Here is a 25,490-nt window from a genome sequence, read left to right on the forward strand (position 1 = left end):
CAGCAGAATGTGGGATAATAGCTGCGAGATGATGCCTGGTTCTAATTAATAATCATCTGGCGTTAATCTAAATCCCAGAGAAGCGCTCGTTGCTTAGTAAAAGTACTTCCTCTACTCCCTAATTTCATCGTGAAGACGTATCTTATGTCAAAGCAAAACAAAGTTCTTGTTGAGCGTTATATTGACCTCGGCATGATGCAACAGTTAGGTATTGTACCTGCTGGAGATTTATGGAGTGAGGGGAAACTAACCAAATGAGCTATCAACCGATCGAGAACTACGGCATCATCGGCAATATGCACACCACAGCATTAGTGGGGCTAAATGGGTCGATTGACTGGTTTTGTTTTCCCAGACACGACTCACCAAACGTATTTGCAGCGCTCCTCGATAGTGAAAAAGGTGGGCATTTCCGGATCGCGCCTTGTGTCGAAAGCGTCAAGCATAAACAATTTTATTATCCTGGCACCAATGTTCTAGTGACCCGATTTCTCTCACCATGCGGTGTCGGAGAAGTGATTGACTTCATGCCCGTTAGTGCATCCGATTCAGGCGATCGCTGGTTGATTCGACAAGTCAGGATAATTCGCTGTAGTATGAGGTTTCGGTTGGAGTGCTATCCCGCCTTTAACTATGTTCGCGATCAATATGAAACCAAACTAACATCCGGCGGCGCGTGTTTCATCTCACCTACACTTAGTTTGGGATTAGTTACGGACATTCCCCTTGAACAGGACAACCGGGGTGTCTGGGCTGAGTTTGAACTGGAAGCTGGACAAACGGTCGTGTTTGGGCTGCGAGAGATTGAACCGGACGCTGGATGTGGATTGCCTCTGCTCAAAAATGAAGCGATCAAACTGTTTGAAAGCACAGTACTATACTGGCGGCATTGGCTTTCCCAATGCAACTATAAGGGACGATGGCGTGAGATGGTGGAGCGATCAGCACTAGTACTCAAACTGCTCACCTATAAACCAACAGGAGCGATCATTGCAGCTCCGACGTTTGGATTACCTGAAGAAATTGGCGGTGAACGCAATTGGGACTATCGCTATACCTGGATTCGCGATGCGGCGTTTACACTGTATGGATTGTTACGAATCGGATTCACGGAAGAAGCCACGCAGTTTATGAATTGGCTGGAACACCGCTGCTATAAAATGAAACCGAATGGTCCATTACAGTTAGCTTATGGCATTGATGGACGCCAAAACTTGGATGAAGAAATTTTGGAACACTTGTCTGGTTATCGAAATTCCTATCCTGTAAGGATTGGCAATGCTGCTTATAATCAGTTGCAGCTTGATATTTATGGTGAGTTGATGGATGCAGTGTATCTCTACAACAAGTACGGCGCACCGATTTCTTACAAGCTCTGGACTCATCTACAACAGTTGCTAAATTGGGTGTGTGACAACTGGCAGCGAGAAGATGAAGGCATTTGGGAACCACGAGACGGACGCAAACAGGTGGTGTATTCCAAACTCATGTGTTGGGTGGCACTTGATCGGGGGTTGCGATTAGCCGATAAGCGCTCGTTTCCTGCTGATCGCGATCGCTGGCTGAAGGTGCGCGATCAGATTTATCAAGAAATCATGACGAAAGGATGGAATGAGAAGCGGGGCGCTTTTGTTCAGCATTATGACAGCGATGCGCTGGATGCCAGCAGTTTAATCATGCCGTTGGTGTTCTTCCTCGCGCCCAATGATCCCCAAATGCTAGCGACACTGGATGCCATTAATCGTCCTCCAGAGGCAGGTGGATTGGTCTCCAACGGTCTAGTGTATCGTTATAGCCCGGGCATGAGCAGCGACGGTTTGAGTGGTAAAGAGGGTACATTCAACCTGTGTACGTTTTGGCTAGTCGAGGCGATGACACGAGCCGGACGAGTCGATCCAGCGCGGTTAGAACAAGCTCGATTAATGTTTGAGGAGATGCTCAGTTACGCCAATCACTTGGGACTGTATGGCGAAGAGACGGGTGCGAGCGGTGAGGCACTGGGAAATTTTCCGCAAGCCTTTACGCATTTATCTCTGATTAGTGCGGCATGGAATTTGGATAAGGCACTTGGAACGATAGATTAGAGATTGGCACGCCTTTGTTAATCTGCAACAAGCATTATGATGATCAAAAACTCGCTTTGTCTGAGAGGATAAGCAACGCATGGAAACAGCAGATATAATTTGGCGAAGCGTTGCCGAGCCTAGCGCGATTATTGATGGGTGAGGACATAGCGAGCTGTCCCAATATAGCGCTTCTCGGTTGAGTCCAATACAGACCTAACCCCCAACCCCTTCCCTTGTAGGGAAGGGGGGTAAGATTCAAAGCCTCTCTCCTAAAAGGAGAGAGGTTTGGAGAGAGGTCAAAGTGTATTGCATATAAACGAGCTGTCCCATATCTAGAGAGGATTAATTCATGACCACGAACTTGCACATAGGTGACAGGTTTCCTGATGTTGAATTACTAAACCATGAGAACGAGTGGGTAAAACTCTCTTACTTTACTCAACCTAGTCTCATGGATCAGTATTTAGGCTTCACGGATGGCTATCCGCTAATTGTAATTTTCTACCGAGGATTCTTCTGTCCCCGCGATTGCCAACAGCTTCCCCATCTAGTGCAATTTCAGCATGAACTCGCAGTTAACTACGGCAAGCTAGTGACAATCGGAGTTGATCCACCGATCGTCCAAGCCGCCTTTCGAGCGGGTTTGGGTGCAAAGTGGCAGTTTTTATCTGATGAGAAACGTGAATTGATTAAACAGATCAACATCCTCGATGAAACAGAAGGAGAATATGCTGATCGCGCTCAACCTTATACGTTTGTACTCTATCCTAACTTAACGATTCATAAAATTTATAATGGCTGGTTCTTTGTAGGACGACCCACAATTGAAGAACTGCGACACGATCTGCGAGCGATTATGGAGATGCGCTCGGACTATCAGTATGAAGCCTACGATACACCAGAAGTGAAACGAATTCGCATCCCTCAACAAGAGTGGAGCAATGGAGCACCACCGCTTGGAGCAAACGGACTTTCCGTATTGCAGGGAACTGTACGCTGGTTCGATCTCAAAGCAGGCAGTGGCATGATTATCACGGATGAGGGCAAGGAAATCTTCTTCAATTTTACTGCTATTCCAGGCGAGGGATACCGCACGCTACAAGCTGGAACACGCGTAAAGTTTGAACTGGTTGACAGTAAGTTTGGTCTAACGGCGCGTAATATTCACAAGCAACATTGAACCTTTGATACTTAACCGTATTTGGCTCACCTGAATTATAGCGGTTTACTAGCAAGCGATCGCCAAAGGTGTTGGCACGATCGCCCTGCATTTACTCAAGGAAAAGCGCACTACTGAAGGCTGAGAGTAGCTGTTTGCTAAATAGTAATAACTCGTTAAGGGAGTTCTGAGGTGGATGAATCCAGTTCAAATACTCGTTAATGAGTATAAAAGGTGGATGAACAGAGATAAAAGACTCGTTCACGAGTATCAAAGGTGGATGAACGGAGATAAAAGACTCATTAATGAGTATAAAAGGTGGATGAACGGAGATAAAAGACTCATTAATGAGTATAAAAGGTGGATGAACGGAGATAAAAGACTCATTTACGAGTATTAAAGGTAGATGAATGGAGCTAAAAGACTCGTTCACGAGTATCAAAGGTGGATGAACGGAGATAAAAGACTCATTCACGAGTATCAATTTATCAAGAGCCGGAAGTTTTTGCAGTTCTGCCTTTACTAATAGCTTTAAAGCGATCGCTCAACAGCTCTGCTACAGTTTTTAAGCCTGGAGTCTTTTTCGCTGCTGTCTTGACGTAATCATAAACTGTCAAACTGCCGAGCATCGCTTCGCTACCGACTGCCAATAGGGTATCATCTACTTGTTCGGTGAGTTGCCGGATTGAGATTAAAAGTTCGCTGAGTGTGGTGGCTAGTTGATAATCTTGGATAAATTCCTCAATGTCAAAGCTGGGTGGGAGAATTTCAGGGTTAGACTGAGCAGCGTTGACGCTATTGTTCACAAAAGCTAGGCTTTTATCGCCCATTTTGAATAACTTGCGGCGTTCTTGGGCAGTTAAAGCAATGAGAAAGGGCATCTTTTGTTCGATTATTTGTAGGGCTGCTTTAATTTCTTGGATATCTTCTGGCGAAAGAGTGGCTGTGATGTTTTGATTAGCCATCGTATAATTACCTGGGGATACTAGAGAGTTAGTAGCAAGATTTGCTAAGTATATGATTCCCAGAGTAAATGCGATATTTACCACGGCCGTAGCTGTGGCACATCTTCTGATTAAAATTTTTAGTATATTTGATTAAGATGTTAGATCATGCCAGCTAGAGATATCTTTCACAATGCAGTCAAGCAAGCACTAGAAAAAGAAGGGTGGAAAATTACTCATGATCCCTTACCTGTTAGTTTTGAGTTAGGGGATATGTACATAGATTTAGGAGCAGAAAAAATTCTTGCAGCAGAAAGAGAGGGAGAAAAAATTGCTGTTGAAGTTAAAAGCTTTTTTAAAACATCTGTAATTTCAGAATTTCACACAGCTTTAGGACAGTTTATTAATTATCGACTAGCATTATCTGAACAAGAACCAGACCGGACTCTTTATTTAGCAGTTCCCATCGATACATACACGTCATTTTTTACTATCAGACTTGTACAAAATATTATCAAAACATATCAACTTAAACTGATTACTTATCAGCCTGTGACGGAGGATATTGTCGAATGGATAAACTAACACAATATAAAAAAATAATTCAGCAACTTCTCCAAGAATATGCTGCAATTGCTAGTCAAGACCCCGAAATTGAAACTCAATTAATTTTTGACACAGAACATCACCACTACCAACTTGTGAATGTCGGTTGGAAAAATCAGCGCCGTGTTTATGGTTGTTTTTTACATATAGATATTAAAGATGGTAAAGTGTGGCTGCAACATAACGGGACAGAAAATGAAGTAGGAGAAGACTTAGTGAATTTAGGTATCCCCAAGCAGGATATAGTCGTCGGCTTTCATTCACCGTTTAAACGACAATTTACAGATTATGCTGTTGGTTAAACCAACGAGCTAGAACTTAAAATTATTTGGGTAGATGTTAAGGGAGCGCTTTTTTCAAGTTATGCTACTTTTAACGACTTTTCTAGCGTTTTTGGCTCTGGTAGAAGTTGACCATCTGCCAAAGATGATTCAATCAGCATTTCTAAAACTTCTTGAGCATTTTTGAAAGCTTCTTCGTAACTATCTCCGTGAGTATGACAAAATTCTCCCCATTCAGGAAGACTCACAACAAAACACTCATTTTCATCAGACCACTGAATAACGATTGTATATTTCATTCTTCTAAAACAGAATTACGAATCACGTTAGCGTAGCGTTAGCGAGTCCGCGAGCGTCATTACGAATTACGAATTATCAAGTAACTCTTGGGTAACGTCTTCACTTTCTTTGTCTGCTAGATAAGCTAAGAAGTCAGCAACCAGTTCTAGGCGTTCTGAAGACAATGCATCTAGATATTGGTCGATTTGTTGACGAACTTCTGTGTTGTTCATATTTTTGAAACTCCTTTACTTCTCTAATTCTGCCAACTTCTGTTGAGCAAACTCTCGCACTTCCTCATCTGGATCATTCTTTGCCTTATCGTGCAACAGTGGTAAAGTCTGAGGATGCTGAGGAAATTGCTTGATAATTATCTCCAGTGCAACGCGCCGAGGGTTGGTTTCATAGTCTTGCTCACGCTCAAAGGAGTCATTGACAGCGCAGTTGTAGTAAATTTCAAACAACTCAGGCTGATTTCTGAAGTGTTTAGCTAATGCTTCGATGGCTGCATGTCGCACATCCCCATGATTATCAGCAGTGGCGAAGTCTTTGAGAATCAAGCGGGTGTCCGGGTGATCTTTGAAATTACTGGCTAATGCTTTAATGGCTGCACCTCGCACATTCCGATGATTATCAGCAGTGGCGCGGTCTTTGAGAATCGAGCGGGTGTCCGGGTGATCTTTGAAATTGCTGGCTAATGCTTCGATGGCTGCATATCGCACATACCCTTCATTATCAGCAGTGGCGCGGTCTTTAAGAAAGGAGCGGGTGTCCAGGTGATCTTTGAAATTGCTAGCTAATGCTTCAATGGCTGTACGTCGTATATACCATTGATTATCAACAGTGGCACAGTCTTTAAGAATCGAGCGGGTGTCTGGATCATCTGGGAAATTGCTGGCTAATGCTTCAATGGCTGCACGTCGCACATACTCATGATTATCAGCAGTGGCGCGGTCTTTGAGAAACGAGGGGATGTCTGGGTCATCTGGGAAATTGCTGACTAATGCTTCGATGGCTGCACGTTGAACATTCCCAAAATTATCAGCAGTGGCGCAGTCTTTCAAAATTAAGCAAGTTTCCAGGTCATCTGGGAAATTGCTGGCTAATGCTTCGATAGCTGCATATCGTACATCCTCATCATCATTAGCAGTAGCGCGGTCTTTGAGAATCGAGTGGGTGTCCGGGTGATCTTTAAAATTCCTGGTTAATGCTTTGATGGCTGCACGTCGCACATACTTTTGATCATCAGCAGTGGCGCAGTCTTTGAGAATTAAGCGGGTGTCTGGGTGATCTTTAAAATTGTTGGCTAATGCTTGGATGGCTGCACCTCGCACATACTCATGATTATCAGCAGTGGTGCAGTCTTTGAGAATCAAGCGGGTATCCGGGTGATCTTTGAAATTGCTGGCTAATGCTTCGATGGCTGCACCTTGCACATACCATTGATTATCAGCAGTGGCGCGGTCTTTGAGAAACGAGTGGGTGTCTGGATCATCTGGGAAATTGCTGGCTAATGCTTGGATGGCTGCACGTCGCACATCCTCATCATTATCAGCAGTGGCGAGGTCTTTGAGAATCGAGCGGGTGTCCGGGTAATCTTTGAAATTGCTGGCTAATGCTTCGATGGCTGCACGTCGCACGTCCCGATCATTATCAGCAGTGGCGCGGTCTTTGAGAATCAAGCGGGTGTCCGGGTGATCTTTGAAATTGCTGGCTAATGCTTGGATGGCTGCACGTCGCACATCCTCATCATTATCAGCAGTGGCACGGTCTTTGAGCCAGTGTAAGGTATCGCTGTTATCTTTCCAAATCGCGGCGACTGTTGCAACTGCCTGAGTGCGAATTTCCTGAATTAGCTCAATTTCTTCTTCATCATCATAGGGTTCGTAATAGTACCAGAGGTCATATTTAGTTAAGTCTTTGAGTTTGTCAAGTAATTGATTAGCCGTTGACACAATCATCAAGCGATTTCTCACTTCTGCAAGACAGTTAGCCGCTAAAAATAAGTTGATAAACTTTTCCTCTTCCCCATCTCGCACCATTAAGTCATCAAGAATTTCACCAACAAACTTAACATCAATCATTCCTGCAATTAACAGCAACACCTCATGCCAAGTTTCATCTTGCCAGTGTTTGCCAAAAACTTCAGTTTTGAGATCCCCAATTGTAATACTGCGTTCCTTCTCAAACTGCCAGACAAACTCCCAAGCACAGAAATATTCTAAAAAAGTCCGATGCACAAAGGCATAGTAATCTGCACCCAAGAAACATAAAATAAAGTTGCGAGTCCGCAGTTGATTAATCATCACCCGCGCAACTTCTCTAACTTGACTGATTTCTAGACTTTTGAAATAGTCAGTCAAAATCTTCTCTAAATCACCTACACTAATCAAATTGCCAGCCAAACCTTTATCGCCGGTTTGCATATGATAGGCAACCTGACGCAACATTGCTTGCTTATCTTTATAATCAATAATTTTAGGATCTAACCTCTTGTCTTCTTGCAAAGCACGTTCCACATCCCATTGATGCAGCAATACCCGCGATGCTTGATTGTAAAGTTCGGCTCTATCTCTTGGCAATTCCTGATTCCGATTCAGAATCGCCATCATCGTCAACAACAGAGGATTTCCTGCTAGTTCTGCAATGGATTGTGAAGTCTCAATCCCGATTCGCAGCCGTTCCCGTTTTCTAACTTTATCCGCAGTATCGATAAAAGTTAACTCATGCCAGCGGTAAATAAAATCCTGAATTTGTTCTGCTTCTAAATCTTGCAATATAAAGTGGTGAAACTCAGCATCCCGCAAACGTTGCGGTTTGTAGCCAATCACGCGAGAAGTGACAATAACCTGCACATCACGATATTCATTAGTGAAGCGATGAATATCAGTAATTACATCTTCTCGTTGAGCAGGATCAAATACCTCATCTAAACCATCGAACATCACCAAAGCCTTACCACTCTTTAGCTGTTCGTGCAGTTGATGTTGGTTGAGGTGAGAAATCGCACCACTACATTTATGAAAAAATTCGAGAAAATTATCACACTCTTTATCCTCCCGCCGCCGCATATAAGTGCGTAACTCAATCAGCACAGGAATCACTAGAGAAAAAGAATTATTCAGAGTACTCCTAGCCCAATTTAATGCCAAGTATTTTAATAAAGTAGATTTCCCTGAACCAGGGTCGCCCAGAATCACGATATATTTATTAGTCTGCTGCTGATTTACAATATCCACAACAGAACGTTTCGGTTGTTCTAAATAAACTTGTTTGTAGCGTTCTAATTCTTCTAACTCAACTTCTGCTTCCAGTTCGTTAGTTTCTCGCAATCTTCGGAGATGTTCTTTCGGCAGTTCGTGAATTCGGGGAATAACTTGGTGAATTTCCCGGACATTTTGTTCTATGAAGATATCCCAGACTTTGAGTTTATCTCGATAATCATAGGTACTTGTATCTAAACTGTCTAAATTAAGATTGCTATAGGTTTCCTTAATAGCTTCTTGGTATCTTTCCAAATCAAAATCAGGAATAATCCCGGCTATCTCTGTTGTGTTATTCTGGATTTTGTCTAAATTTCGGGAATCCAGAATCCCTCGCAGTTCAGGAACTCCTATAATAATCTCTTTAACCTTTTGCAGATATTTCCTGGCAATCCGTTTCCAGTTAAAATCATCCGGTAACGGGTATGAAGCATTAAGTTCATCCCAAATTGTTTCTAATTTTTTGGTGTCTATAGCTTGAGAGTCATCTTTAAAAGCAGTTCCCAAAATTCCTTTGACTTCTAGATGCTTCAAAAATTTATTTAGTGGCTGCTCATACTTTTTGATTTCATCTACAGCAAGTTCACTATCATCTAAATCCTGCTGCATCAGCTGCAAAAATTCTGTTACAGCCATGACAACAGCTTTCTCCAAGGGTTCTCGCTTAAAAGGCGCGGTTACAGCATTATTAAAGATATTTTTGAAAAAATCTTTAGCGTAGTCCTTGACTAAATCCTTGACAAACTCTTCGCTGATAATAGTTTTGACAAGAAATCCAACCGTTTTTTGACCTATCCAGAGAGTGAACCACTCAACTATCATACTCACGCCTGCTAAGTGCTTGATTACGAGTATATACACTAGCTTCAGGAATATTTCCAGATTTATGAGTCTTGTAAGTTAAAAGCGATGCTAGCTGAAGATTTGTTAAAAATAACTAATAACTCTGCATTGATATTAGGAGTAATTCTATGGTTCTACAAGTTAACCCCATCCAAAAAGAACCAATTGTTACTTGGGAAGCACTTCCAGCCGACTTCATTTTACCTGACGAGCCAGTGGAAAATATTCAACAACCTGCGATCGCTGCTGCGCTTACCGATGCTTTGGGAAGCACAGGACGCATCCAACCCCAGATGCTGATTGGCTCTAATTTTGGACTTGTAGCCACAGTCAACAAAAAAATTGTCTTAAAGCCCCTGATTGGTTTTATGTCCCTCAAGTGCAGTCTGTAGGAACAAATGTAGTTCGTCGCAGCTATACCCCAAATTTAGAAGGCGCTGCTGTAGCTGTGGTGATGGAATTTCTCTCAGACACAGAAGATGGAGAACTATCAGTCCGCTCAACTCCACCCTATGGTAAACTCTATTATTACGAAAAGATACTCCAAGTTCCAACCTACGTAACCTACGACCCTTACGAACCAAGCATAGAACTACGTTGCTTGCAAAATGGACAATATACTTTGCATCAAGCAGACGCTAATAGACTTTACTGGATTCCTGAGTTAGAGTTATTTCTCGGAATTTGGCAAGGTGAAAGATTATGCCAAACCATGAATTGGCTACGCTGGTGGGATAGAGAAGGAAATTTGCTGTTGTGGAGCAGCGAACAAGCTGAACAAGAACGCCAACGTGCCCAACAGGAACGCCAACGCGCCCAACAGGAAAGCCAACGCGCTGATATACTAGCAGCTAAGTTACGCGAGCTAGGTATTGACCCTGATGCGACGCCGAATAGCCCGTCGTAGACATCGCATAACCTAAACGGATGCTGGGAATAATAATTTTGGGACATCAGCACCAAAATTCCATGAAACAGCAAAAAAATCAGTTCAGCCATCTTACTGCGATCGAAAGAAGTTATCTATCATTTCCTGCACAGTTTTTATTAAATCAAAACCTTCTCCAAGGCAAAATACTAGACTTTGGTTGTGGCTTTGGTAATGATGTTAAAATATTGCGCCAAAAAGGTTGTGATATTACAGCCTATGACCCCTATTATTTTCCAGAATATCCTGATAAGAAATTTGATACAATAATCTGCTTTTATGTTTTAAATGTTTTATTTACTGAAGAACAAACTAATGTTATTATGGAAGTCTCACACTTATTAAAACCAGGAGGTAAAGCTTATTATGCTGTAAGAAGGGATATCAAAAGAGAAGGCTTTCGAGAACATTATGTCCACAAAAAACCTACTTATCAGTGTATTGTAAAACTTCCCTTTACTTCAGTTTGCTTAGATGAGCATCGGGAATTATATGAATACGTTCATTACAATCATCAGCGAAATTCATCTAATTATTGTATATTCTGTAATCCCCAGAAAACTCTCAAACTATTAACTGAATCAGCAACTGCTTACGCAATTTTTGATGGTTATCCTATAAGTAAAGGACATATTTTAGTTATTCCAAAACGTCATGTTAGCGGTTATTTTGAACTACCATTGAAAGAGCAATCTGCTTGCTGGTTTATGGTGAACAAAGTACAAGAAATTCTCAAAGCAGAATTTGAACCTGATGGCTTTAATGTAGGAATGAATATCAACCGAGCCGCAGGTCAAAATATTATGCACGCCAGTATTCATATCATCCCTCGTTACAAAGGTGATACTGTCTCTACTAAAAGTGGAATCAGGAACGTTATTCCTAAAAAGCAATAGTTTTTTACTGACAGCTTCTAGTAACAAACCCGGATTTATAGCAAGTGCATAAATCTGAAAAACCTGATTTTTCAGTCTTGTTGAAAATATTGCAAAATATTTCAGTTAACCGAGATTATTTGGATCTATTCCCAGCGCTCTTAATTGTTCTGTCAATTGTTGCACTCTTTGTTCTGCTTGTTGAGCGCGTTGTGCTTCTTGTTGAGCGCGTTGTGCTTCTTGTTTTATTTGTTCTGCAGGCGTGAGGTAGCGTTGTCCTTGCTCATCATACCAATACATCCATTCCCGCGTTACACCGCAATAATTTCCCCTTTCGCAACCAATTCCCAGTCCAATTTCTGTTAGCCAAACGGGGTTTCCTTCTTGCAATTCATACCTACTATTAACTAACTTATGTACTTCCAAATGCGGTTTGCGGCGACGACGGGAGGAATAAATCACGTAGTAAAGTACACCCAAAGCCGCATATTCATCCAATTTAGTAGTGTATTCCTTGCGATAATTTTGCGAAACTATTTCTAGCACGAAAATCGGTACAACATTTTCATCCCACAGCACATAACTGGGACGCAGTTCCTCATCATAAAACCGCTCTACCCCTAAGCTCAAAAACCCATCTGGCACAATGGCCGGTTTATCGGGGTGATAATAAATACCCATATCTATGGCAAAGAGCCAGTCCATGCGTTCTGCCCAAAGAATCAGCAGGATCGCCTTCAGCAAGCCTGGTATCAATTCTTGCAGTTCATTATCCACAGGCGTTTCATCAGAGTCTGGTAGTTCCTCGGCTGAGGGCAAGTACTTTGGCAAGTTGTACTCTAACATGGTTGGTTTCCCCAAAACTCAAAGGATATTTGGCTCACCAGAATTATAGCGATTTCTCCGCAACTAGATCAGTAGCGTACTACCGCAAGGCGGAAGTCAAAAGTTAAAAGTCAAAAGTCAAAATGAATATAGCATAAGCGTTTCGTTGATTTGGAATGGGTTGTTTATTTCCGCAGTGCTTTAGTACTAATGTATATTAAGTACTCTACTGACACTAATTGGCGCTTTTAACTACTAAACAATCTTAAATCTGCCAAAATGATTAGGAAGAAAATTTATTTGATATCTAAATTTTAACTATCACAATCTGATTATCTTGATGATGCAATGTTTTGCTTTGACTAAGGGATACCACTTGTGGTATTGAGAAACAGCCAAGATTCGACAGATATAATAATTACTGGCTCTTTTCCTGGTTTTGCAGAGCATTGCCTCAGCTAAAGTTGCAGCCCAGTCAAGAATGCAAGCGTTTCTACCCCACCCAGAAAGTTGCTTAAGCCGATAAAATTTTGGTAACTCTTAACTATTAATAAATATGTAGGTGCTTAGTGGTATTCATGCTTTATATTTAGCGACAGGGTGGCACAAACAGCCACTCATATTCAAATACTAAGGAGGCAGTACCCACTAGGGGCAACTCACGCTTCGATACCATCAGCACGTAGGGTAAGTAAAGGTTAAGTTGATATTCAAACGAATAATTTTTGTGGAATTGCGACAGATAAAGACTAAACTAAAAAGTCTTGTGCAGCAAAACCTGTAGCTTTAAATGAAGTAATCATGTCTAAGGTTCTTGTCTCCGATTCGATTGACCAAGCTGGAATTGACATTCTTTCGCAAGTTGCTACTGTTGATGTCAAAATAGGTCTAAAACCAGCCCAACTGCTCGAAATTATTGGTGAGTATGACGCGCTGATGATTCGCTCTAGTACACGCGTCACCCAAGAAATTATTGAAGCCGGCACCCAGCTAAAAATCATCGGTCGTGCTGGTGTGGGTGTGGATAATGTGGATGTTCCCGCTGCCACACGCCGGGGGATTGTAGTAGTCAATTCTCCAGAGGGAAATACAATTGCCGCCGCCGAACATGCACTAGCGATGATTTTGGCTTTGTCTCGCCACATCCCCGATGCTAACGCTTCGGTGAAACGCGGTGCGTGGGATCGCAATAGCTTTGTTGGCGCGGAAGTCTACAAAAAAACTCTCGGCGTTGTCGGTTTGGGTAAAATTGGCTCCCACGTTGCCGCTGTAGCTAAGACAATGGGGATGAAACTCCTAGCTTATGACCCTTTTATTTCTACAGACCGAGCTGAACAACTTGGCTGTCAGTTAGTGGAGCTAGATTTACTCTTCCAGCAAGCAGATTATATCACCCTACACATCCCTAAAACCCCAGAAACCACCCACTTAATCAATGCCACAACCCTGGCAAAGATGAAACCCACAGCCCGGATTATCAACTGCGCTCGTGGTGGGATCATTGATGAAGTAGCTTTAGCAGCAGCTCTGAAAACGGGTAAAATCGGGGGTGCAGCCTTGGATGTGTTTGAGTCGGAACCACTGGGTGAATCTGAGTTGCGATCGCTAGGCAAAGAAATCATCCTCACCCCCCATTTGGGAGCCTCCACCGCAGAAGCTCAAGTAAATGTAGCCATTGATGTTGCTGAACAAATTCGGGATGTACTTTTAGGACTACCAGCGCGTTCAGCCGTCAACATTCCCGGACTCGGCCCCGATGTGTTGGAAGAACTCAAACCCTACATGCAACTAGCAGAAACTCTAGGTAACCTGGTGGGACAGCTAGCTGGCGGACGGGTGGAAGTACTCAATATTCGACTGCAAGGGGAACTCGCGACTAACAAAAGTCAGCCTTTGGTAGTTGCTGCCCTGAAAGGATTACTTTACCAAGCTTTGCGGGAACGGGTAAATTACGTAAATGCCAGCATAGAAGCTAAAGAACGCGGAATTCGAGTGATTGAAACCCGTGATGCTTCCATTAGAGACTATGCCGGAACGCTTCATCTAGAAGCCACAGGTACTTTAGGGACTCATTCTGTCACAGGCGCTTTGTTGGGTGAGCGGGAAATCCACCTGACTGATGTTGACGGTTTCCCGATTAACGTCCCACCCAGCAAATATATGCTATTTACCCTGCACCGTGATATGCCAGGGATTATAGGCAAACTTGGTTCCCTACTCGGCAGTTTTAATGTGAATATTGCCAGTATGCAAGTAGGTCGTAAAATCGTCCGTGGTGATGCGGTAATGGCTCTGAGTATAGATGACCCTTTACCTGAGGGCATTTTAGATGAGATTATTAAAGTCCCTGGTATTCGGGATGCGTATACAGTAACACTATAAAGGCAAAAGTAAAAAGGCAAAAGTAAAAAGAAATCCTTTTTCTTTTACCTTTTACCTTTTTACTTTTTACTTTTTTATGGCAAACACCTGGTGGGAACTACAGATTTTATGTGAGCCAGACCTAGAAGATTCTATCTTTTGGCGACTGGAAGATTTTGGCTGCCGTGGTACAGCTAGTGAAAACAAAGGAAATTCATCTTTAGTAAGAGCTTACTTGCCGACAATTCAAACACAGCTACTAGATTTGGCAGCACTGTCGCTGTGGCTGCGTCAAGATGCCCTCTGTGTAAGACTTTCATCTCCCTTACTGCAATGGCAGTTAATTGATGAGGAAGATTGGGCGACTAGCTGGAAACAATATTGGCATCCCCAAGAAATAGGCGATCGCTTCCTAATCAACCCCGCTTGGCTACCATTACCAAAAACAACGGAACGGTTAGTGATTCGTCTTGACCCTGGTGTAGCATTTGGTACGGGGAATCATGCTACTACTCAGCTATGTTTGGAATCCCTAGAAATGCGGCTGAGTGGAGTTCCTCAGTCGTTTATGGGTACTAATGGTAAACATGAACATCTGGTAATTGCGGATATTGGCTGTGGTTCTGGTATCCTTTCGATTGGGGCGCTGCTACTGGGAGCCGAGAAAGTCTATGCAGTAGATACTGACCCTTTGGCGGTGCAATCAACTAGCAGTAATAGTGCCCTGAACGACATTAGTCCAGAACGTTTACTACCAGCACTGGGAAGTGTAGACGTTTTGACAAAACTAGTTTCTCAACCAGTGGACGGCATTGTATGCAATATTTTGGCTAATGTGATTATTGAATTGGTTCCAGAAATGAGTGCGATCGCTAAACCTGAAACTTGGGCTATCTTCAGTGGTATTTTACTGGAACAATCTAAAGCTGTTGCTGACGCCTTAGAAGAAAATGGTTGGGTCATTGCTACCCTGTGGAAACGCAAAGAATGGTGTTGCTTGAATGTCCGGCGTTCTTAACCTAGTGGATATTCTAAAGAAATAAAAAAGTCATCCAATTTGAACGTCTGTAACCCTTTTATTTACCTTCAGATTTACGTTAATCTCAAAAAATAAAGTCGTACAATTTTGCAAATATTTTCCCTGTAAGGATTTAAGAATATTTGCTCCCAGATTCAATAACTATTACATCCCAAGTGCAAAGTTCGTATCAACAACTTGAGTTTGCTGGGTGTGCGATCGCCATAAATTGTGTTTGTGATTCTAGACAGATACAGCCGTAAATAAATAATCCAGTTAAATAATTTTATAAACCCTTTACTCGTAAGGGTTTAAGCTAATTAAATTAGTGCAAGATTAACTTGAGAAGTTCTACTACGGCAAAAAATCACCCGATCTCATTTATTAAAAATCAATTTCTAGATGGTAGTGATAATTATTATCACATGCATAATTACTGGTAAGTTATTTTTGCACGAGTCCTAGCATACAACTAGACTTAATACGTAATCAGCCCATCAACAGAGATAGGCGATCGCTACAAACACCCTTAAGCTAGAGGTGATTAATCAAGTGTCTTCCTAAGATGAAATAAGTTGGGAGATAAAGTCTTTAAAGGGTTGAAACACTGATTCAGCACAGGTAATTCCATCTGTAGTTTGGAGTAGAAGAAGTAGAAGCAAAGGAGTAAAACATCATGGACAGTTCATTAACCCGTCCCTTAGCTGTCGTGACGGGTGCTTCCAGCGGCATCGGTTACGAACTTGCCAAACAATTTGCCCAAAACGGCTTTGATCTCTTAGTTACGTCTACTGGTTCGAGCATCAATGAGGCGGCTGCTGCCTTCAAGGGGTTGGGTGCTAAGGTCGAGACGGTGCAAGCCGATCTCGCTACCTATGACGGAGTTGAGATGCTTTACGACAAGATTAAGGCGATTGGGCAACCCGTGGATGCGATCGCCATCAACGCAGGTGTCGGTGTTGGTGGCGAGTTTACTAAGACCGATTTGCAGGAAGAACTCAATCTGATTGAGTTAAACGTCGTGTCAACGGTTCATCTTGCCAAACGAGTCGTGAAAGACATGGTTGATCGCGGTAAGGGCAGAATTCTCTTTACCTCATCGATTGTCTCCCAGATGCCCAGTCCGTTCCAGGCAGTTTATGCAGCATCCAAGGCATTCGTTCACTCTTTCTCAGAGGCAATCCGCAACGAATTGAAGGACACTGGTGTTACCGTCACCGCCCTCATGCCCGGAGCTACTGAAACTAACTTCTTCCATCGTGCAGGGTTGGACGACACGAAAGTGGGTTCGGACAAAAAGGATGATCCAGCCGAAGTCGCCAAGCAGGGGTTTGAGGCTCTGATGGCAGGTAAAGATAGTGTGCTTGCAGAATCGCTGAAGACGAAGATTCAGGGCACTGTCAGCCAATTATTACCTGATACAGTGACTGCTGAACAGAACCGCAAGCTTAATCAACCCGGATCAGCTAATAAATAATTCACGCGAAGCTATCGTCCTAACAACTCACTATCGTGCCTCCTTAACAGATGGGCATATTGCAATCATATCGGGTTAGGAAAATAGCAAAGCCTATAACTGTCGTCAGCACAGCCCAATCATACCGAAAAGATTGGCGATCAGTTTGCCGTGGCTGTTTGGCTTCGCCGACAACGCTCTCTTACGCAATGCCTTTGTTATTATCAGCGCTTTTGGCGTTTGTGCAGGTCTTCTCTGCCAACCAGAAGAAATGGATTCAAAGCAGAATCACCCCAGCGACAACGCCAGGTATCAGCTGCGCCAGCGCTAGTTAGAGTCGAACACCTAATATTTTAAGGAGCATAACTCATGGCTGACATCGTAGATACACTTATAAATGATGGTCGGTTTACAACCTTAGTTGAAGCCATTAATCGAGCGAGTTTATTGCAGGGACTAATGGAACCCGCTTCCATTACTCTATTTGCCCCGACCGACGAAGCATTTTCCAAGCTGCCTTCGGGAACGATGGGAATTTTTCTAGACAATCCGCCTGAGTTAGAGAAACTCTTGACGTATCATGTGATTGCCGATCGCATTGCATCCACCGATATTAACAGCTTGAGTTCAACTCCAACCGTGGAAGGTTCGACGCTGACGCTCAATACTTCTGAGGGTATTAAGGTTAATGATGCCAGAGTTGTAGAACCCGATGTTGAATCTGATAACGGAGTTATCCATATTATTGATACTGTTCTGGTTCCACAATCTGTGAGTGAACTTTTGGTTGCCAGTTGAGAGCTTTTGATGGATTCGTTGCCGTTTTTGCTGCTGATATTTGGCGTAGCTACAATCGCGCTTTGGATTAGAAAAATTCAACTCTCAAACACAACGGATATTTTATCATCTCGTCTGGGATTAGGAAAAATGGCTGCCATAGCATAAGGCGATGCTTGCAATTCTCAAGCAAGCGATCAAGGTGTAGCTAGCAATGCTGCTGATAAATATGTTGACTCATGAAAAATCAGACGCCACGGGATTCGCTACGCGAAAATTCAACGCAGTCTCAGTAGATAGATTTCACATTTTACGAACAACTTAACTTTAGGATACTCAAGCAATGAAAGCAGTTTGTTGGCAAGGTACGAACAAGGTTGAGGTTGAAACCGTACCCGATCCCAAAATCATTAATCCGCGTGATGCGATCGTGAAAATCACCTCAACGGCGATCTGCGGCTCTGATTTGCATCTGTATGACGGCTTCAACCCCACCATGAAACCGGGCGACATCTTGGGGCATGAATTCATGGGAGAGATTGTTGAACTAGGCAGTGCTTTTAAAAATGGAAATATCCATAACAAAGGCAAAGCCCTAGCCATTGGCGATCGCGTCGTTGTCCCCTTTACCATTTCCTGCGGCTCATGTTTCTTTTGCAATCGGGATTTATGGTCGCTGTGCGATAACTCTAACCCCAACGCTTGGATGGCGGAAAAAATGATGGGTTATTCCCCATCAGGTCTTTACGGCTACTCCCATTTGACGGGGGGCTACGCTGGAGGTCAAGCAGAATATGCCCGCGTTCCCTTTGCCGATGTCGGGTTATTCAAGATTCCCGATGGACTGGCAGATGAACAAGTCCTATTTTTCACTGATATTTTCCCTACTGGTTATATGGCAGCAGAAAATTGTGACATCCAACCAGGAGATACGGTTGCGATTTGGGGTTGCGGTCCAGTTGGGCAGTTTGCCATTAGAAGTGCCTTCATGCTGGGTGCTGGGCGCGTCATTGCGATTGATCGCGTTCCTGAACGGCTCCAGATGGCAAAAGACGGCAAAGCAGAAATTTTGAACTATGAAGAAACTGAGGTGGGTGAAGCCCTCAAAGAAATGACTGGGGGTCTGGGTCCTGATTCGGTCATGGATGCGGTGGGAATGGAAGCTCACGGCATGGGTTTGGAAGGCTTCTATGACAAGGCGAAGCAAGCAGTAAGAATGGAAACCGATCGACCCAATGTATTGCGTCAAGCGATCGTTGCTTGTCGTAAAGGCGGCACGGTGTCAGTTCCCGGTGTTTACACGGGCTTTGTAGACAAAATGCCGATGGGTGCTTTCATGAATAAAGGCTTAACCATGAAAACAGGACAGACGCATGTGCATCGGTATTTGCAGACGCTACTCGATCACGTTCAAAACGGCGATATTGACCCCTCCTTCGTAATCACCCATAGTCTGCCGCTAGAGCAAGCTCCGCACGGCTACGAAATTTTCAAGCATAAGCAGGACAACTGCATCAAGGTCGTGCTCAAGCCGGGTCAAGCTGCTTGAAACCCACCTCTACAAACACTTTGATCAACGGTAGTACTTATTTGCCGTTGATCTGAGCAGTCTATTCAGAGGAATATGCCATTGTAGAAAATAAAAAAGTTAAACAATTTGAACGTTTGTAACCCTTTTATTTACGTTCAAATTTATCTGAATATCAAAAAATAAAGTTGTAAAACTCCTGAAATATTCGTCATAGTGATAAATAAAAAAGTTGTTCAATTTTTTGAAAGCGTATCCTGTAAGCTTTTCAGACAATTTATTTCCATGTTTTACAGGCGATCGCTCTCCAATCATCTAATTTACTCTTTAAGTTATACTTGGAAGGGATGCGATCGCATTACGTCTTAAATCTTCTGCACTGTCCAAGTAATAGGTAAATGCGATCGCCACAAAAAGATGAAAATGTCTTTTTTTTAGCTGAGGCGACGCTATCACATAATTCATAGCTCCTAATTAAATGAAGTGATCGCACTCACTATAATTGATGAATAACCAATCTCAAAGAAAACATTTCTGATAGTGGCGATCGCTCTGATTAGTGGCAGAGTTTTTTTAGGTTGTTTCTAAGGATACAAAGGTGCATCTTTCTATACTCAAAACTCAAGTTAGCGATCGCTAATTTGATTAAAGTTAATGAAAATATACTTTAAAAAGATAAAAGTAAAAAGAGTGCTACACATAAATGAATTTAGGCGATGCACTGAGCGTAGCCGAAGTGGGATTTCAAAAGTCTGCATGAATAAGTAAAAAGTATAGAATTTATGCAAGAACTCTCTGAAACTCTTATTTCTCCGTGTTGCGCCAGTTGTTACCTTACGGGAACGCTAAAAGCGAACAAGTCTCTTAACTGTAAGGGCGCACTGGCTTCTCTGCGGACTCTGCGGTTCGATTTTCCGTTACTTGTGCGTAAGTCCTAAAGTAAAAAGATAATTTTACCATACTTCTCTTCTTAGGCTGCGCCAACAGCTACGCTCAGTATCAATAAATAAATTTAGTTGCTCAACTTCATTTTTCAACATCTTTTTCTAAACATTGGCAGAGCGCTAATAGACATCTGGTGAAATTAAATATGCGTTATCCAGAAATCTTGTAGAGACGCGAAATTAGACTGGGCTTTACCCCGCTACACTAACACGTCTCTGGATTCTTTTTTGGAGATGTCTAATTAAGATTAAACAACTACAAAGTTGTTTTTGGTTAGTGTGACTCCACTCGATAGTTGTGCAAATTTTATCTGAGTAAACCCAGACGCACTGCCATCTTGGTCAAAGTACAGTCCACCTGTAATATTGTCATAGATAAATCGTTGAGCGATCGCTGTTGCAGATGTTCCAATGGTAAACTGATTTGTCTTAAGTGAACCGATTGATAACCCGCCACCAAAACCAGCAGCCGATACCCGAATGATTTCATTAGTGGCTTTGAAATCATAAAGACGATCAACACCTTCCTTATAACTATTGAAAGCAAAGGTATCATTGCCATTGCCACCATAGAGGGTATCATTACCAAAACCACCTGTGAGGATATCATTGCCATTGCCACCATAGATGGTGTCATTGCCAGCGTCACCATAAAGGGTGTTATTACCAGTCGCACTAGAGGCAAAGATATAATCATTGCCATCGCCACCAGAGAGTAGGTTATTGCCTGTTGAACCGCTAGCACTCAAGCTATCGTTACCTGCACCACCGTTGAGGGTGTTCTTCCCAGATGAGCGAGAATCGTATGTGGTGGAGAGGTTGCGGGGTTCGTGCTCATCTTCGTAGGGAGTGTAGCTGTAGTAGCCAGAAATGGAAAGAGAATCATTGCCATCGCCACCATTGAGCAGGTTATTGCCTGTTGAACCGCTAGCACTCAAGTAATCGTCACCAACACCACCATTGAGGGTGTTCTTGCCAGACGAACCAGACTCCTGGAAGACGTAGTCATTTCCTTTGTAGTAGCCAGAGACGGAGAGAGTATCACTACCAGCGCCACCATCCAGTAGATTATTGCCTTGTGAACCGCTAGCACTCAAGTTATCATTACCAGCGCCACCGTAAAGGGTGTTCTTGCCAAACGAGCGAGAGTCGTAGTCGTCGTTTGGGTAGCTGAAGCTGTGGTAGCCAGAGACAGAAAGAGAATCATTGCCATCGCCCCCAGAAAGCAGGTTATCGCCAACGAGGGAGTCATTCCCTGTACCACCAATAAGGGTGTCATTCCCCGCGCCACCAATAAGAGTGTCATTTCCCGCACCACCCCGCAGCAAGTCGTTGCCACTCTTACCGTCAATGATGTCAGCACCGTTACTACCCAGTAGGTTATCAGCACCGTAGGTTCCAATGATATTTGCCATAATTCTTACCTAACTAAATGAATTTTTTCAGTAACTTAAGTTCTCAAGCTGCTGTAAGTATAGTTTTAGGGCACAAAAAACTGCCGGAATTTGACGTTTTCGGCATACTTTCATGTCACCCTTGAGGGACAGCAATTTTTATTTGAAGATTCACCCAATGAAAAGGCTTTGACATAGCACTGATCTAACTATCTTGAACTATCTAAGTCTTAGGCATTGTACAAATTCATGAGCGTGTGTATTCAGTCAAACACATAGTTTCAGGATTTTTTATAATTATTCTTAATCAGTAGCAGCAGCTACGCCCACCCAGCGTTGGCTGAAAAAGCGTTGTCAAATCAAGATTGAATGCCTAAAACCTACACTTCATATTTAGTTTTCTGTCAATGCGTAAGCCTTACTGTCTTGAAAATAAGGAAAAATTGACTCTTGATAGGGAGAAATATTTTTATGCCCTCCTTGTGGACTATTGCCCGTGGGTGTTTAGCTTGAAAATAGGGAGTATATAAATAATCCCACAATAATTAATTATATTTTAACGTATTTACTTAGATGTCTATTTTTAAAGAAAAATCTTTGCATATTCTTCACATTATTTGCCAATAAATATATCTAAAAGTCCTGAGATTTGTGTATTACTCATATTTTTCTAGTTGATAAGCAATACAGAAAGCAGTAGGTAAATACTCCAAGAAGTGATCAAAAATACATATTTTCTTTTTTGAACGCTGTGATGCCTGCGGTAGTCACTGAGCGGCTGGTGAGCGCAGTCGAACCATATAACCAAGATTTTTGTAAAAATCGATAAATTGACGACTGCAACTCACACAAATGTGATGCAAGTTTACCAGCTTTTTTCCTGTTCTTGCGGATATGAGTTGATGCACACCTTGGACATTGCATAGCGATCGCTCAAATTCATACTTCAATTATCCAATGCCGATTAACCGGACTTAATATGAAGCAACTGGCTTTGTGTTAAACGAAAGTACGGCATCGTTTAAAGACTTTGGTGCGTTACGAACTTCGCACTAACGCAATGCCAGTTGCTACAACGGATAGCGAAGCGGTAGCGAGTCCTCAAGCGTCGGGAACCTCTGCAACGCACTGGCTCCCCTACATATACTTAGATTTTTTCACGCAATCAAATCGGATTACTATATAAGCAGAAATCGCTACAAGTTGCCAGAATCAGAACGCAGACATGATTAAACTTAGTCAAGAACACTTGTTCTACCATCTGCACTCATGCCGAAAGTTGAGGAATAAAACCCAACATCTACTCTCTGTTAACACTAATTGCATTAGACATTTGGTGAAATTAAATATGCGTTATCCAGAAGCCTTATAGAGACGTAGTAGTGCTACTCTCTTTTTTGAAGATGTCTAATGGGAGGTGCTTAAAATAGAACCTCCCATTTCATGCCTAGAGTAATAAAAGAACACTAATCACAATTAAACAACCACAAAGTTGTTTTCGGTTAGTGACAATCCAGCTGATAGTTGTGCAAATTTTACCTGAGTAAACCCAGATGAACTACCATCAAGGTCAAAATACAGTCCACCTGTAATATTATCATAGATAAATCGTTGATTGCTTGTCGTTGCAGATGTTCCGAGGGTAAACTGACTTGTCTGAAGTGAACCGATTGATAACCCGCCACCAAAACCAGCAGCCGATACCTGAATCAATTCATTAGTCGCGTTAAAGTCATAAAGACGATCAACACCTTCATTGTAACTATTGAAAGCAAAGGTATCAGTACCAGCTCCTCCTATTAGGCTATCATTACCTTTGCCACCGATCAAGATATCATTGCCAAAACCACCATTAAGAGTGTTATTGCCTAACGCGTTAGATGCGGAGAGAGTATCATTGCCATCACCCCCAGAGAGTAAGTTCTTGCCTGTTGAATAATCAACAATCAAGTTATCTGCACCAGCGCCACCATTGAGGGTGTTGTTGCCAGATGCTCTACGATAGACTGCGTGGTCGTCACCTAAGTAGTTGTCGTACTTGTAGCCAGAGGCTCTTAGAGAATCATTGCCATCGCCCCCAGAGAGTAGGTTATTGCCTGATGAATAGTCAACATTCAAGTTATCGTCACCAGCACCACCATTGAGGGTGTTATTGCCAGTGGTACCAAAATAACTTCCTCCCCAGCCATAGCCGTAGCTAGAGCCAGAGAGAGAATCATTTCCATCGCCTCCATCCAGTAAGTTATCTCCTCCTGAATAGTTAACATTCAGGTAATCTTTACCAGCACCACCTTTGAGGGTGTTATCGCCAGAAGTGTTCCAATACCTGTAGCCCTCGAATTCAGAGGCACAGAGAGTATCATTGCCATCGTCACCAGAGAGCAGGTTAGCGCCTGTTGAAATGTTAGCACTCAAGTAATCGTCACCAGCGCCACCGTTGAGGGTATTATTCCCAACGGCAAGACTGACGGAGAGAGTATCATTGTTATCGCCACCAGAGAGCAGGTTAGCGCCTGTTGAAAAAATTGCATCCAAGTAATCGTCACCAGCGCCACCGTTGAGGGTGTTCTTACCAGAAGCACCATCTCGGTAGTTACCAGAGGCTCTTAGAGTATCATTGCCATCGTCACCAGAGAGCAGGTTATTACCTGTTGAAATGCCAGCACTCAAGTAATCATTACCAGCGCCACCATTGAGGGTATTCTTACCAGAAGTGATATAGTCAGAGGCTCTTAGAGTATCATTGCCATTGCCACCAGAGAGCAGGTTATTACCTGTTGAAATGTCAACATTCAAGTAATCGTCACCTGCACCACCGTTAAGGGTGTCATTGCCCATACTACCAATGAGAGTATCATTCCCTGTATCACCTTGCAGCAGGTCATTCCCTGTATCACCGTTAAGGGTGTCATTGCCCGCACCACCAATGAGAGTATCATTGCCAGCACCACCTCTCAAAATGTCGTTGCCACTCAAGCCATCGATTTTGTCATTACCTCCCTGACCATTGATAACATCATCTGAGTTATTTAAACCCATAATGTTGTTGTCCAGGTCATTGAGGAAGGTGACCGTGTTCTTGATGCCGATGCTAGTTTCGGTGGAGTTGGCATCCAGGACATTAAAACTATCGGTGATATTAGTTTGCCCATCAAACAGGATATTACCAATAGCTGGTTTTGTCCCAGAAGCTTTCAGGTTATCTAAGTCTTCTAATTTGAAATTTTTCAGGATGACTTTTGTACCATTTACCCCTTCAAAGCTGATTTCCAGATTATTACCATTTTCGGTGAGTAGCAGATTTCGGGCAGTCAACCCAGCACCAAGGAATTTTAGGGTATCCACTTCGGCAATCACTGCTGCTGTTGGGTTTGTTCCTTTACCTACGCCATTGAAATCAGTGATAATATCAGTGTCGCCGTAAAAGCCGTAAACAAATGTATCCTTGCCGCCACCACCAGTCACGGTGTCATCGCCCTCGTTGCCTGTAATGGTATCGTTGCCTGCTTTACCATTAATTGTGTCTGCGCTATTAGTGCCCAGTAGAGTATCATTACCTTTAGTTCCAATGATATTTGCCATAACTTTTTCCTTCCTAAATTAGTTTTTTCAGTAACTATTAAGTTCTCAGCCCTGAGTCAGTGCTGTTTTAAAGAACAATAAATCGCCGAGAGTTGACACTTTCTGCATACTTTTATGTCACCCTTGAGGAAGAGTAATTTTTTTCAAAAATCTACTCTGTCGATCAGATTGCAAGTAGCACCTATTTAAGTATCAAAGTCTCACGCACTGTACAAATCCATAATTGTGTGGATTAACTGAAATAGGTTGTTTCAAGCTTTTTTGAACCATCCTTGATAGAATAGCGTAGGCATAGCCCAACCTAGACACCCGTGAAAAAGTGTTCTCAAATCAAGCTTGAATACCTCAAACCCACACTTGA

Annotated in this window: 19 protein-coding genes and 1 pseudogene; 12 read left to right on the forward strand and 8 right to left on the reverse strand. The window is 42.8% G+C overall.

Features of this window, described 5'->3' with window-relative positions:
- Positions 1-254 precede the first annotated feature (254 nt).
- Positions 255-2,084 carry a glycoside hydrolase family 15 protein gene (locus V7K48_RS16370; protein ID WP_335074177.1) on the forward strand — a complete coding sequence of 610 codons (1,830 nt, stop codon included), beginning with the start codon at positions 255-257 and terminating at the stop codon, positions 2,082-2,084.
- Positions 2,085-2,415: 331 nt separating this feature from the next.
- On the forward strand, positions 2,416-3,246 hold the full coding sequence (locus V7K48_RS16375) for a cold shock domain-containing protein (protein ID WP_335074179.1): 831 nt from the start codon (positions 2,416-2,418) through the stop codon (positions 3,244-3,246).
- A 467-nt stretch (positions 3,247-3,713) separates the two neighbouring features.
- Here V7K48_RS16375 and V7K48_RS16380 read toward each other — a convergent pair whose 3' ends face one another.
- Positions 3,714-4,190 carry a hypothetical protein gene (locus V7K48_RS16380; protein ID WP_335074181.1) on the reverse strand — a complete coding sequence of 159 codons (477 nt, stop codon included), beginning with the start codon at positions 4,188-4,190 and terminating at the stop codon, positions 3,714-3,716.
- A gap of 147 nt (positions 4,191-4,337) precedes the next feature.
- On the opposite strand from V7K48_RS16380, the gene V7K48_RS16385 reads away from it, so the two are divergent.
- Positions 4,338-4,754, forward strand: coding sequence for an element excision factor XisH family protein (locus tag V7K48_RS16385; RefSeq protein WP_335074183.1), 417 nt, complete (start codon positions 4,338-4,340; stop codon positions 4,752-4,754).
- The gene (locus V7K48_RS16390; RefSeq protein ID WP_335074185.1) at positions 4,742-5,077 is read left to right on the forward strand and encodes a XisI protein; all 336 of its coding nucleotides are present in this window, start codon (positions 4,742-4,744) and stop codon (positions 5,075-5,077) included. Before V7K48_RS16385 ends, V7K48_RS16390 begins: the two co-directional genes overlap by 13 nt.
- A gap of 59 nt (positions 5,078-5,136) precedes the next feature.
- On the opposite strand, the gene V7K48_RS16395 is transcribed toward V7K48_RS16390, so the two are convergent.
- The 3 genes from V7K48_RS16395 to V7K48_RS16405 all read right to left on the reverse strand — a co-directional run bounded on the left by V7K48_RS16395 (position 5,137) and on the right by V7K48_RS16405 (position 9,420).
- Positions 5,137-5,355 carry a type II toxin-antitoxin system HicB family antitoxin gene (locus V7K48_RS16395; protein WP_335074187.1) on the reverse strand — a complete coding sequence of 73 codons (219 nt, stop codon included), beginning with the start codon at positions 5,353-5,355 and terminating at the stop codon, positions 5,137-5,139.
- 66 nt (positions 5,356-5,421) lie between these two features.
- Positions 5,422-5,568, reverse strand: a complete 147-nt coding sequence (locus V7K48_RS16400) for a hypothetical protein (RefSeq protein WP_335074189.1) — start codon at positions 5,566-5,568, stop codon at positions 5,422-5,424.
- Between the two features lie 15 nt (positions 5,569-5,583).
- Positions 5,584-9,420, reverse strand: a complete 3,837-nt coding sequence (locus tag V7K48_RS16405; protein ID WP_335074191.1) for a HEAT repeat domain-containing protein — start codon at positions 9,418-9,420, stop codon at positions 5,584-5,586.
- A 149-nt stretch (positions 9,421-9,569) separates the two neighbouring features.
- Here V7K48_RS16405 and V7K48_RS16410 point away from each other — a divergent pair.
- Both V7K48_RS16410 and V7K48_RS16415 read left to right on the forward strand, forming a co-directional pair.
- Positions 9,570-10,348, forward strand: a pseudogene (locus V7K48_RS16410) (Uma2 family endonuclease).
- Between the two features lie 62 nt (positions 10,349-10,410).
- Positions 10,411-11,265 (forward strand): HIT family protein, encoded by an 855-nt coding sequence (locus tag V7K48_RS16415; RefSeq protein ID WP_335074193.1) that lies wholly within the window; start codon positions 10,411-10,413, stop codon positions 11,263-11,265.
- A 105-nt stretch (positions 11,266-11,370) separates the two neighbouring features.
- On the opposite strand, the gene V7K48_RS16420 is transcribed toward V7K48_RS16415, so the two are convergent.
- A complete protein-coding gene (locus V7K48_RS16420) occupies positions 11,371-12,090 on the reverse strand; it encodes a Uma2 family endonuclease (RefSeq protein ID WP_335074195.1) in 720 nt (239 codons plus the stop codon).
- 780 nt (positions 12,091-12,870) lie between these two features.
- On the opposite strand from V7K48_RS16420, the gene serA reads away from it, so the two are divergent.
- The 6 genes from serA to V7K48_RS16450 all read left to right on the forward strand — a co-directional run bounded on the left by serA (position 12,871) and on the right by V7K48_RS16450 (position 19,230).
- Positions 12,871-14,451 carry a phosphoglycerate dehydrogenase gene (gene serA / locus V7K48_RS16425; RefSeq protein ID WP_335074197.1) on the forward strand — a complete coding sequence of 527 codons (1,581 nt, stop codon included), beginning with the start codon at positions 12,871-12,873 and terminating at the stop codon, positions 14,449-14,451.
- Between the two features lie 76 nt (positions 14,452-14,527).
- Positions 14,528-15,448, forward strand: a complete 921-nt coding sequence (prmA, locus tag V7K48_RS16430; RefSeq protein ID WP_335074199.1) for a 50S ribosomal protein L11 methyltransferase — start codon at positions 14,528-14,530, stop codon at positions 15,446-15,448.
- A 676-nt stretch (positions 15,449-16,124) separates the two neighbouring features.
- Positions 16,125-16,925, forward strand: a complete 801-nt coding sequence (locus V7K48_RS16435; protein ID WP_335074201.1) for an SDR family NAD(P)-dependent oxidoreductase — start codon at positions 16,125-16,127, stop codon at positions 16,923-16,925.
- Between the two features lie 133 nt (positions 16,926-17,058).
- Positions 17,059-17,235 (forward strand): hypothetical protein, encoded by a 177-nt coding sequence (locus tag V7K48_RS16440; protein ID WP_335074203.1) that lies wholly within the window; start codon positions 17,059-17,061, stop codon positions 17,233-17,235.
- 38 nt (positions 17,236-17,273) lie between these two features.
- Positions 17,274-17,702 carry a fasciclin domain-containing protein gene (locus V7K48_RS16445; protein ID WP_335074205.1) on the forward strand — a complete coding sequence of 143 codons (429 nt, stop codon included), beginning with the start codon at positions 17,274-17,276 and terminating at the stop codon, positions 17,700-17,702.
- A 322-nt stretch (positions 17,703-18,024) separates the two neighbouring features.
- Entirely contained in the window at positions 18,025-19,230 is a 1,206-nt protein-coding gene (locus V7K48_RS16450) for a zinc-dependent alcohol dehydrogenase (RefSeq protein ID WP_335074207.1), read from the forward strand.
- A gap of 306 nt (positions 19,231-19,536) precedes the next feature.
- Here V7K48_RS16450 and V7K48_RS16455 read toward each other — a convergent pair whose 3' ends face one another.
- The 3 genes from V7K48_RS16455 to V7K48_RS16465 form a co-directional block, all read right to left on the reverse strand.
- Positions 19,537-19,674 (reverse strand): hypothetical protein, encoded by a 138-nt coding sequence (locus V7K48_RS16455; protein WP_335074209.1) that lies wholly within the window; start codon positions 19,672-19,674, stop codon positions 19,537-19,539.
- A gap of 727 nt (positions 19,675-20,401) precedes the next feature.
- The gene (locus tag V7K48_RS16460; RefSeq protein ID WP_335074211.1) at positions 20,402-21,568 is read right to left on the reverse strand and encodes a calcium-binding protein; all 1,167 of its coding nucleotides are present in this window, start codon (positions 21,566-21,568) and stop codon (positions 20,402-20,404) included.
- Between the two features lie 1,455 nt (positions 21,569-23,023).
- Entirely contained in the window at positions 23,024-25,129 is a 2,106-nt protein-coding gene (locus tag V7K48_RS16465) for a calcium-binding protein (RefSeq protein WP_335074213.1), read from the reverse strand.
- Positions 25,130-25,490 lie beyond the last annotated feature (361 nt).

The organism is Nostoc sp., assembly GCF_036919615.1.
Lineage (GTDB): Bacteria > Cyanobacteriota > Cyanobacteriia > Cyanobacteriales > Nostocaceae > Nostoc.

Excerpts from the sequence above, each read along its gene's own strand:
- serA (WP_335074197.1), top strand. The coding sequence starts at position 12,871 with ATGTCTAAGGTTCTTGTCTCCGATTCGATTGACCAAGCTGGAATTGAC.
- V7K48_RS16380 (WP_335074181.1), bottom strand. The coding sequence starts at position 4,190 with ATGGCTAATCAAAACATCACAGCCACTCTTTCGCCAGAAGATATCCAA.
- V7K48_RS16435 (WP_335074201.1), top strand. The coding sequence starts at position 16,125 with ATGGACAGTTCATTAACCCGTCCCTTAGCTGTCGTGACGGGTGCTTCC.
- V7K48_RS16400 (WP_335074189.1), bottom strand. The coding sequence starts at position 5,568 with ATGAACAACACAGAAGTTCGTCAACAAATCGACCAATATCTAGATGCA.
- V7K48_RS16390 (WP_335074185.1), top strand. The coding sequence starts at position 4,742 with ATGGATAAACTAACACAATATAAAAAAATAATTCAGCAACTTCTCCAA.
- V7K48_RS16395 (WP_335074187.1), bottom strand. The coding sequence starts at position 5,355 with ATGAAATATACAATCGTTATTCAGTGGTCTGATGAAAATGAGTGTTTT.
- V7K48_RS16460 (WP_335074211.1), bottom strand. The coding sequence starts at position 21,568 with ATGGCAAATATCATTGGAACCTACGGTGCTGATAACCTACTGGGTAGT.
- V7K48_RS16385 (WP_335074183.1), top strand. The coding sequence starts at position 4,338 with ATGCCAGCTAGAGATATCTTTCACAATGCAGTCAAGCAAGCACTAGAA.
- V7K48_RS16465 (WP_335074213.1), bottom strand. The coding sequence starts at position 25,129 with ATGGCAAATATCATTGGAACTAAAGGTAATGATACTCTACTGGGCACT.
- V7K48_RS16375 (WP_335074179.1), top strand. The coding sequence starts at position 2,416 with ATGACCACGAACTTGCACATAGGTGACAGGTTTCCTGATGTTGAATTA.
- V7K48_RS16455 (WP_335074209.1), bottom strand. The coding sequence starts at position 19,674 with ATGAATTATGTGATAGCGTCGCCTCAGCTAAAAAAAAGACATTTTCAT.
- V7K48_RS16370 (WP_335074177.1), top strand. The coding sequence starts at position 255 with ATGAGCTATCAACCGATCGAGAACTACGGCATCATCGGCAATATGCAC.
- V7K48_RS16450 (WP_335074207.1), top strand. The coding sequence starts at position 18,025 with ATGAAAGCAGTTTGTTGGCAAGGTACGAACAAGGTTGAGGTTGAAACC.
- V7K48_RS16405 (WP_335074191.1), bottom strand. The coding sequence starts at position 9,420 with ATGATAGTTGAGTGGTTCACTCTCTGGATAGGTCAAAAAACGGTTGGA.
- prmA (WP_335074199.1), top strand. The coding sequence starts at position 14,528 with ATGGCAAACACCTGGTGGGAACTACAGATTTTATGTGAGCCAGACCTA.
- V7K48_RS16420 (WP_335074195.1), bottom strand. The coding sequence starts at position 12,090 with ATGTTAGAGTACAACTTGCCAAAGTACTTGCCCTCAGCCGAGGAACTA.
- V7K48_RS16445 (WP_335074205.1), top strand. The coding sequence starts at position 17,274 with ATGGCTGACATCGTAGATACACTTATAAATGATGGTCGGTTTACAACC.
- V7K48_RS16415 (WP_335074193.1), top strand. The coding sequence starts at position 10,411 with ATGAAACAGCAAAAAAATCAGTTCAGCCATCTTACTGCGATCGAAAGA.